Below are 850 nucleotides of genomic sequence, written 5' to 3' on the forward strand. Positions count from 1 at the left end.
GGCCGGACACGTCGTGCAGGAGGCCGACCGGGCCCTGAACATGTGGCGCGGTACCGCGCTCGCCGACGCCGCCCACCACCTGTTCGCCGCCCACGAAGCCACGCGTCTGGAGGAGCTGCGGCAGACAGTCCGGGAGGCGCGCACCACCGCCCTGCTCCTGGACGGACGCACCCTGGAGGCCGTGGAGGCGGCCCGGGAGTTGACGGTGGAGCACCCGCTGCGCGAGACCGGCTGGGCCCTGCTGCTGCGCGCCCTGTACACGGCCGGCCGCCACCCCGAAGCGCTGCAGCGCTATGCGGACCTGCGCCGGCTCCTCGCCGACGAACTCGGCCTCGACCCCGGGCCCCAGCTACGCGCCCTGCACGACGGCATCCTCCGCCACGACCTGCCGCCCCTGCCCCTGCCGGGAACAGCCAGGACAGCAGGCCCGGCAACCGCACCCGGTACAGGCACCGGGAACAGCAGGGGTCCGCACGAGCCGGCAGAGGCCGGAACACCGGAAGAAGGGGAGGGAGCCGCACCCGCCTCGGTGAACCCGGCCGGCGCGAGCGGCACCCCGGCCGCGAACGGTGGCGGAGGCGAGCCGCCGTCCTTGACGCGCCCGGCACAACTGCCGAACGACCTGCCGGTGTTCGCGGGGCGGACGGCCGAAGGCGCACGGCTCTGCGCCGTGAGGGAGGCATCGGGGTCGGTGGGTGCTTCCGTCGTGGTGATCGGTGGTGCTCCCGGTGTCGGCAAGACCACCTTCGCCATCCACCACGCCCACCGGATCGCGCCCGCCTTCCCCGACGGACAGCTCTTCGTCAACCTGTGCGGCTTCCACCCCCACGCACCCGCCGTACAACCCGGC

Annotated in this window: 1 protein-coding gene; it reads left to right on the forward strand. The window is 74.4% G+C overall.

Annotation, left to right across the window (positions count from 1 at the left end; translation table 11 throughout):
- Positions 1 to 850, forward strand: an 850-nt coding sequence (locus KUM38_RS39440) for a BTAD domain-containing putative transcriptional regulator (protein WP_302181347.1), incomplete at both ends; no start/stop codon positions are given.

Origin of the sequence: Streptomyces sp. AC558_RSS880 (genome assembly GCF_019049255.1) — a bacterium.
In the GTDB taxonomy this organism is placed as follows: domain Bacteria; phylum Actinomycetota; class Actinomycetes; order Streptomycetales; family Streptomycetaceae; genus Streptomyces.